Annotated in this window: 9 protein-coding genes; 3 read left to right on the top strand and 6 right to left on the bottom strand. The window is 36.1% G+C overall.

The window, feature by feature from the left end; translation table 11 throughout:
- Positions 1 to 120: 120 nt before the first annotated feature.
- From OZZ83_RS14455 to OZZ83_RS14440, 4 genes are all read right to left on the bottom strand, one after another.
- A complete protein-coding gene (locus OZZ83_RS14455; RefSeq protein ID WP_278023914.1) occupies positions 121 to 453 on the bottom strand; it encodes a hypothetical protein in 333 nt (110 codons plus the stop codon).
- Positions 454 to 1,221 (bottom strand): MurR/RpiR family transcriptional regulator, encoded by a 768-nt coding sequence (locus OZZ83_RS14450; protein WP_278023913.1) that lies wholly within the window; start codon positions 1,219 to 1,221, stop codon positions 454 to 456.
- 84 nt (positions 1,222 to 1,305) lie between these two features.
- The gene (locus OZZ83_RS14445; protein ID WP_002313654.1) at positions 1,306 to 2,637 is read right to left on the bottom strand and encodes a 6-phospho-alpha-glucosidase; all 1,332 of its coding nucleotides are present in this window, start codon (positions 2,635 to 2,637) and stop codon (positions 1,306 to 1,308) included.
- A 44-nt stretch (positions 2,638 to 2,681) separates the two neighbouring features.
- Positions 2,682 to 4,271, bottom strand: coding sequence for an alpha-glucoside-specific PTS transporter subunit IIBC (locus OZZ83_RS14440; protein WP_325066103.1), 1,590 nt, complete (start codon positions 4,269 to 4,271; stop codon positions 2,682 to 2,684).
- A 263-nt stretch (positions 4,272 to 4,534) separates the two neighbouring features.
- Here OZZ83_RS14440 and OZZ83_RS14435 point away from each other — a divergent pair, with 263 nt between their 5' ends.
- Positions 4,535 to 5,245, top strand: coding sequence for a hypothetical protein (locus OZZ83_RS14435; RefSeq protein WP_002308919.1), 711 nt, complete (start codon positions 4,535 to 4,537; stop codon positions 5,243 to 5,245).
- A 115-nt stretch (positions 5,246 to 5,360) separates the two neighbouring features.
- Here OZZ83_RS14435 and OZZ83_RS14430 read toward each other — a convergent pair whose 3' ends face one another.
- A complete protein-coding gene (locus OZZ83_RS14430) occupies positions 5,361 to 6,371 on the bottom strand; it encodes a S66 family peptidase (RefSeq protein ID WP_002308918.1) in 1,011 nt (336 codons plus the stop codon).
- Between the two features lie 23 nt (positions 6,372 to 6,394).
- Positions 6,395 to 6,889 (bottom strand): YbaK/EbsC family protein, encoded by a 495-nt coding sequence (locus tag OZZ83_RS14425; RefSeq protein ID WP_002316340.1) that lies wholly within the window; start codon positions 6,887 to 6,889, stop codon positions 6,395 to 6,397.
- A gap of 149 nt (positions 6,890 to 7,038) precedes the next feature.
- Between OZZ83_RS14425 and OZZ83_RS14420 the strand changes: the two genes are divergently transcribed.
- Together OZZ83_RS14420 and OZZ83_RS14415 are read left to right on the top strand one after the other, a co-directional pair.
- A complete protein-coding gene (locus tag OZZ83_RS14420; RefSeq protein WP_002308916.1) occupies positions 7,039 to 7,407 on the top strand; it encodes an iron chaperone in 369 nt (122 codons plus the stop codon).
- A gap of 457 nt (positions 7,408 to 7,864) precedes the next feature.
- Positions 7,865 to 8,317, top strand: a complete 453-nt coding sequence (locus OZZ83_RS14415) for a helix-turn-helix domain-containing protein (protein WP_002316342.1) — start codon at positions 7,865 to 7,867, stop codon at positions 8,315 to 8,317.
- Positions 8,318 to 8,624 lie beyond the last annotated feature (307 nt).

The following is an 8,624-nucleotide window of genomic DNA, read 5'->3' as shown; positions in this document are numbered from 1 at the left end:
CGATTTGTTGCTTGAATTCTTGTGAAAAAGTTCTTCGTGTTCTCTTAGACATAAAAATTCCTCCTGGTATATTTTCTTCTAGTCTACACACCTTAATTTTTCTGTCTAGTTAATTGTAGCCTATCCACTTCTTACATAGAGAAAAGCTAAAAGAGCTCCTATTAAATTTCCTGTTATAACTTGTTGGACAACAGTAAATTGTAGGTATATTCTTAACAAGCTGATGTCAATTGTTCTTTTTTCTAAAAAATAAAGAATACTTGCTTGAAATAACATTAAAAAAGGAAATAAGGAACCAAGAGCGATATATGGATTATGGAAAAAAGCTTCATGTATCACTCCATTCATTCTGATAGTCATTAATATAGCATAGAAATAAAAAAGGAAAGCTACGGCTATCCAATAACCAAGTAAAATGTGTTTCCAGAGTCCTTCTATCTTGTCTCTTCTCATCTAGCTCTCCTCTCTCAGCGTATATACACCATAAGCACGAACTAAATAATCCGCTAAGCAACTCAAGCTGATCAATGATTGAAATGGCTTATTTTCTTTTCCAAGGATAAAGCAATTACAATAATAATTTAAATGACAAGTACTATGGCGTGTGAAATAATTATCTCCAGCTGCAGTAATGGTCAAAACTGGAATTTTCTGTAATTCAAAGGCAGTCAGATTTTCTTTGACCTCATGTGTTTCACCGCTCAAAGAAACAATAATGGCCATATCTTCTAATGTTATCAGTGGCATGGCCATATCAAACTCCGTCTTATTTGGCAACACCATTACTCTCTTTCCAATACCTAGCATCATTTTATAAAACTCATCAATTACTTTCTTTTGTGAAAATCCCGTTGCATAGCAATAGATCATCTTACTTCGGTCTAAGCATTGAAGGATTGGCTTTAAGTTGACAGCCTTCATGTAATGAAGCGTCTGCTGGATATCTTCCAGTTGTTTTTCAAAAATATCTTCTTTTGTTCTAAGCCCATTTTCTTTATTTGTTACATGTCGTAAAAAATATTTGAACTCAGAATAACCAGAAAACCCCAATTTCTTAGTTGTTCTCATAATGGAAGATTTTGAGACATAAAGTCTCTCCGCTAAGTCAGTTATTTTCAAATTTTGTATCAAGCTAGGATCCGATAAAATAAAGTTCAAGATTCCTCGGTCTAGTTCGCTTAATTTTTCTGCATGTTGATGAATCAATTTTTCTAGTTCCATACTATCCCTCCTCTATTATTAGTATATGCAATAACATGAAACTATTTTTTAATAGAGGAGAACCACGATGTATTTGGAATACTGCTATTTCAATTCAGGCCAGTATTCTTGGTTTACACTCACCAAATCATCTAGTAGATTTTTTGCAACTTTTGCGTTTGGAACAATCTTTGATAATGTCAGTGCTTGCCATAATTTCTGATAAGACCTTTCTTCCCAAGCTTCGACTACTAATTTTTCAACTGCTACTTGTTGTTCCATCAATCCCTTTTGGAAGCGTGGAATCTTTCCTTGTATCAACGGTTCTGGTCCATTGCTGCCAACTATACAGGGTATTTCTACCATCGCCGACTCATCAAAATTCTCGATAGCTCCGTTATTAGGTACGATCAGCAACATCCTTTCATGAGTGTTATAGGCAATTGCTCGTGCTAAATCAACGATATAGCTAGCATGTTCATCGATTTCTAGTATCGTATTTTCTGCTGAACCACTACTAGTGATACGATCACATTCATTAAATACTTGTTTTTCACGTCCAACCATCACTTCATTTGCACGCGTGAACTCTGGATTGGTGTGCGCTACTTCATCTTGCGGATAAAAGTAATATTTCAAATAAGTGTTAGGAAGAGTAGTTGGGTCAATGTCATATACTTCTTTTGCTTTCATAAATGTATGTTTCCAACTTGCATCAGTTTGTTGTGATTCTTGAGATTCCGATGGTAGAGCGTAACCAAACTGACTAACATATTCTTGAATTTTAGGCATCAAATCATTTCCTTCTGTATCTCGGATATCCGTCCACCATCCAAAATGATTCAAGCCATAGTAGCGTACGACCATTTCTTTGCGTGAAGCTAAACCGATAGCTTGAGCCATACGCTCTTCAATTCCCACCGGCATATCACATATATTGATGATTTTTGCTTTAGGACGTAATTTTCGAGTCGCTTCTGCCACGATCGCCGCTGGATTAGAGTAATTGAGCATCCACGCATTTGGTGAATATTTTTCCATATAATCTATCAACTCTAAAACACCGCCAATTGAACGCATCCCATAAGCAATTCCGCCAGGTCCACAAGTTTCCTGACCAACTACCCCATACTTCAACGGAATTTTTTCATCTTTTTCCCGCATCGCATATAAGCCAACACGAATATGTGCCATAACAAAATCAACATCAGTGAATGCTGTTTCTGGATCAGTAGTGGCTGTAAATAAAATATCTGGTGCTCTTTCCTTCAATAAAATCTCACACGCAGAAGCAATACGTGTTTGTCTTTCCTCCAGATTGTCATAAAATTTGATTTGCCGGATAGGAAATCTATCCAGATGTTTCAAAAGCATCAAAACAATTCCAGGAGTAAATGTACTCCCTCCGCCGGCAATCGTGATTGAAAATTTTTTCATATTAACATTCCCCTTTCTGTTTGTCTGTTAAGATTTTTGTGAAACTATTGTTCTATTTCTAATAAACGTTCAAATTGTTCACGTACTTGTGGCACGTCCAAACCAACTATTACTTGAAAAGCATTGCCGTTTCTCACTACACCGTGTGCTCCACCTTCTTTAAAAATCGTATCTTCTAAAACCAACATTTCATTTTTTACAGTTATTCTCAAGCGTGTAGCACAATTTGTGACTTTTTCAATATTTCCGGCCCCTCCAAAACCTTCTAAATAAATAGCAGCTTGATTCTCATATACATTTTCAATTTCTGTTTTTGAAGTTTTCCTCTCTTTTTCTTTGTAATCTTTTTTAGTATATAATTTAACAGCGTCGGTATTCTCTTCTCTCCCCGTAGTGGCAATATCAAATTTGATAATCAGGTATCGAAACACAATAAAATAGATTCCTGTAAAAGCTAGACCAATCACTAGTTGGGTAAAGATCATTCCTTTATGGTTTTGAAATAATGGAATCCAGACTTTCACAAACAAATCAATAAATCCACCACCAATATCCCCTACCACACCAAAACCATACATTATTGCCGCCATTGTAGCAGCCAAAAGTGAATGAATAGCAAACAACGGTGGAGATATAAATAGAAACGTAAATTCTAATGGCTCAGTGATACCCGCCAAAACAGCTGTCAAAGTTGCTGGAATCAGGATCGTCAGCACCTTTTTCCTATTCTCAGGTCTTGCAGTGAAATAAAACGCTGCGGCAATACCTGGAGAAGCGAATATCTTTGAATTCCCGTGCAAAGCAAAACCGCCTTCTGGAAAGAGATGCTTAAGTGGCTGTTCGCTGCGAGCAAACTCCTGAAGATGTGTCATCCAGTATCTCGCAATCCCTTCTTCTACTACTGCTGGCCCAAACGCAAACGGTGCGTAGATAAAATGGTGTAAGCCGGTTGGAATCAAAATACGTTCTAAAAAAGTGTAAAGCCAGACACCAAATATACCAGCACCCGCTAAGAAACCTTGCAATGAACTGATTGCCGACTGGATCTTAGGCCAGATAAGGCAGATCAAAAATGCAATAGGTAACATGATGAAAAAACTAATAATCACAACAAATGATGACCCTTGGTAGATTCCTAAAAAATCCGGCAGCTTTTTATCAAAGAATCGATTATGCAGATACACTACAACAGCTGAAATCAAGATTGCCACTATAATTCCTGTATCCAATGTTTTGATACCCGCAATCATTTTCAGTCCACTTGCGCCGCCCGGATCGGCAGAAAAATCAACACCAAAAAATCCGCTATAAAAGCCTAACATGGTAGAAATGAAATAATTACAAGTAATATAGACTACAAATGCTTCCATTACTGCTCTAGCACTTGCTTTTTTAGCTAATCCGATAGGTAATCCAATAACAAACAACAACTCCATTTGATTGAATACGGTCCAAGCACCACTTTCAACCACTGACCAGATCGAATACCATGCTGTTCCTTCTGTAGCAATACTCCCCACTAACATTGGATTTTTAAAGATGATACATAAAGCCACCATGATCCCCGAAAAAGAAAAGAGCAAAACCGGTGTAAACATAGCTCCGCCAAAGCGTTGAATCTTTTCCATTATCATAATAAGTCAACTCCTTCCATACACATCTTTTGTCGCAGATTTAGTATAAGCATAAAAGAAATCGGTTACAATAGCTATTACACTTTAAGAAACTTGATTTCAATAATAGTTCTTAGGTAGCATATAATGGGAAATTTCCCTAAATACATAAATAAAAGACAGATTTAATCAATGTATAGAAATTTTTTCTCTGCTTCTCCTTTAACCAGAGAAATTTAGAATTATGCTATACTAGTATTAATTAAAGTGACGAGGTGTTTTATATGAAAAAGTTAGGGTTTATTTTAGCGTCGATCTCCTTATTCCTTGTAGGATGTACATCTGCTAGTAAAGAAACTAGTGAGTCATCTGCGACCGCAGTCAAAAGTTCCATCAGACAAACTAGTTCAGCTGAAAAATCAAGTACACAGAAATCAGCTTCTTCTGAATCGAATACATCTTCAACCACCAGCAAGCTTTCAGAGTCCAACCCTTCTTCTATATCTAGTGGTACAGTTGACACGAGTCTTTCTTCTACAGCAGACACATCCTTCTCACAGTCTTCTCAGTCAGTAGATCCGTTAGCAGGATATTCTGATCTGCAAATTGAGTACGCACGCGTTTGGTTGGCTGTCAAGGGTAATACTTTTAAAGATGCATCAGGCGATTTTGAACTACATGTTATTCATTATCCGGCAGGAACACCTATCGATCCCTATGATGCAGGGAGCGTAGGTTATCCAAAAGACGTAGTTATGCTTACTGGAAAATACGGCTACCAGGGAATTTTAGTGTATTCTAGTAACCACGACGGAACGATCACTAGTTATCCAGTTCCTTCACATTGGCAAATACCTGCAGATCAAGCCTCTGATCCAGCATTCATAAAAAAAACAACTCAAGAAATCATTGATCATGCATCTGTGGTTGCTATTCCTACAGGCAACCCAAATGACGTGAAACAGTTAATCGATGTGACAGTTATAGATAATTAAACTTTCTAATATGTTATACAAAAAGAAGCTGACAAAATACTGTCAGCTTCTTTCACTTTCTTTTCTATTTAGATTTATTGGTCTTTGATAGACTCCAAGGCAGGAAAAAATTTTATTAAATAAACGTTTGCAAAATAGTCTCTTTTCCATCTTTTACCGATACTTCTGCGTAGGCACCGTTGATCAATGTTAGTTGTGGCGGCACATGACCGCAATCAATATCATACAAGATTGGTATGTTCAATTCTTTTGAAAGATCTTCATATACATCCTTCATTCGATAATCTAGCAAATCCTCTGCTGCACTTCTGCCAAACATGATACCAGAGCTGTCCTCAAACCATCCTGCTAGTTTCATCTGAACAAGTGATCTTCTTAAATCAACGGAGGATAGCTCACAGTTTTCTAGAAACCACAAGATTGGCTTTCCATCATTATACGTTCTTTTAAACGTTTGGACATCTCCATAAGGTGTACCAATTAAATGTCTGATCGTATCTATACAACCACCTAATAATCGGCCTTTTATCCTTACTGCCTCTCCGCTGACTGTTTGCCAATTTGTTGGTTCAGTAAGATGAAAAACTGAAGGTGACGGTTGCTCATGATGCCATTCTTTTTGATATTTTTCAGAAGAACGCTGTAAGATTGATTCTCCTTTGCCTGTTTCTAGCACACTTTTCCACATCGCTGTCGTTTTATCTGAATAATTTCCTCTTAAATCAATAAGGTTGGTCCCATGTGCAGTGGCTATCCCTGTTTTTAATGTGATGGCGAGTAGCAACGTACTAATATCTGAATAACCTACTATCCATTTTGGCTGTAGTGCATCGAAATCGACAGAATCGAGGATCTCAATCAATAATTCTCCTCCCCAAGGCGGAAAGATCATTTGGATATTCTCATCTTTCATCATTTGATTGAATTCATCTGCTCTTTCTCTTGCTGGAGCTGATTTTTCTTTATCTTGCGTCCACAGCGTCTTTCCAGTAACGACATGAAAAGATTTTTCTTCCATACTCTTTAAAGCCATTTCTAGTAACAGGTGGTGTTCTTCTGCTACGCCCGATGATGGTGCAATAACCCCAATCGTCGTATTTTTACCTAATAACGGATATCTTATCATATTGCTACAGCTCCTAGTATGCACTATTTTGTTTGATTGTTGTTATTTTCATTTGCTGGCATTAAAAACATCGGTATTTTAAGTAGCTGGATGATTTTGTTTAAGTCAATCGTTTTGATGACCATCGTTTGATCTGGCCTTCCTGGTGCAAAAACAAGTTTTTCTTTTGACAATAGTTCTTCGTCAATAATAATCGGTATCTGTTCTTCGTAACCAAATGGAGAAACAGCGCCCTGTTTTTGTCCCGTCTGTTCTTCCATATGTTCTGATGAAACAATAGAAAGCCTTTTACCGATGATCTTTCCTAATGCTTTGAAATCCGTTTGTTTTGTAGTAAAAGTCAGATATACATAGTTATTATCTTTTTTATCTTTTAAGAATAAGCTTTTGGTCTCTGTGCCTGTAAATCCTTGCTCTTTCTTCACCACCAAAGCATCTTCATTTGTATAAATAGCTCGATGATGATACAACTCAAAATAAATATTTGCGTGTGAGAATTTCTTTGCCAAGTCAATCATTTTTATGCCTCTTTTCTATTTTGGTCTTTGAGCCATCTTATCATCAAAATATACCGGATACAATATCGCTTGTTTTCTAATTTATTTTTATACATAACCATTGTTTTTCTGGTAAAATAAATCAAACCACTTAATGGAGGCGTTTTAGAATGGAAAAATTCCGATTGATTATTGATCAAATAAAAGAAAAAGAAAATCAACAAAAGATCAATGACCTTTTCTCTAAGATAGCGAAGACATATCCCCAGCTGGACACAACTGTAAAATGGAACCAGCCTATCTTTACTGATCATGGTACCTTTATTATTGCATTCAGTTTTGCTAAAAATCATTTTTCCATCGCACCAGAAAAAGCAGCGATTCGTGCCCTTGAAAAGACTATCCAAGAAATTGGTTACATATATACGGATAATGTCATCAAAGTTCCTTGGAAAAGTGCAATCAATTGGGAACTGATTGACCATTTTATTTCATTTAATATTGAAGACAAGAAAGATCATAATAAATTTTGGCGATAAAGCTTTATACAAACAAAAACTGTACTGGCGAAGAATCTATCCATTACCTTGTACAGGCTTTGTTCTATCCTTTTTATCCTCACTGGTTAAACACTTAATTGGCAAAGTATCTGTTGTTTTTATAAGGAGTCTTTCTTGTGCTGAAAAAAATCACTGATACGAATGACCTTGAATTTTCAACTTAGTAAAATTTTTTCAGCAATTTTCCTGCAAATCTTTTGAATAAGGAAAAAATACGAGAAAATATCAGCAATCTTTCATAATACTATCCATTATTTTCAGGTATATTTAAATATAATATCACTTTAGAAGAGAATGAATTTCTTTAGAGAAAGAAAAGTTAGAATTTTCTGATTCGTTTTTTGCAATGACTTTAAGTGAGATCGTTCTTTCTACATCTCGTGATAAAGCAACTAACAACCAAACCAATAGAATCATTCACATAGGAGGGTGAACATTGAAAGATTTTTACTCAGTAAATGAATTAGCCGAACAATTAGGTGTTACTACACGTTCTATCAGAAATTATCTTCATGAAGGAAAACTAAAAGGAACAAAGGTCGGCGGACAATGGAAATTTTCTGAACGTAATCTCTTTGAATTTCTTTACGGAGATCAAGCAGATGAAGCAGCAAAAGACATGCAACGATTCATGCTAGATACACCAATCACGATGCGTTTCAACCTTCAGTATCGTGATTTTACAGCGATCAATCAATTCCGAGAACAATTAGTTCAGTACCATAACGATGTTTACGCAAATAAAAAAGACCGTCTTTTACAATACGATCTTTATAAAGATAATCATGCGGAGATACTTATAGGTGGTAATTTTAATTATGTAACGAACTTTAGTCAATGGATCAATGGAAAATTATTGATGCAGACAGATATTTCACTTGTTTCTTAGACGATTAAAAAGAGCGTGGACAAAAGTAAATAACACTTTTGTCTCACGCTCTAAACACGTATAAATGGCGGAAGCAGAAGCAACTCCTTCGGAAATAAGCTGAAATTCACAAAAATTTGAAAAGCAATTTTCGTGAATTCCTTCTTATTTCTTGGAGTTAAACGCTTCTGTCCCGGCCTCTTTTCCTACGATTAGTCAAGTAAAAGGTGCAAGAAAAATAGCTCGTAAACGAAAGCGACAAAATCAAGGCACACTAAATAAAGCCCCGTTCGTAAAAAATTTTCGATCTGGGCAAAGAAGTGGTATA

This window comes from Enterococcus sp. E5-162, assembly GCF_035725965.1.
Taxonomy (GTDB): Bacteria; Bacillota; Bacilli; order Lactobacillales; family Enterococcaceae; genus Enterococcus_B; species Enterococcus_B lactis.
This window is presented reverse-complemented; position numbering and strand designations above follow the sequence as displayed.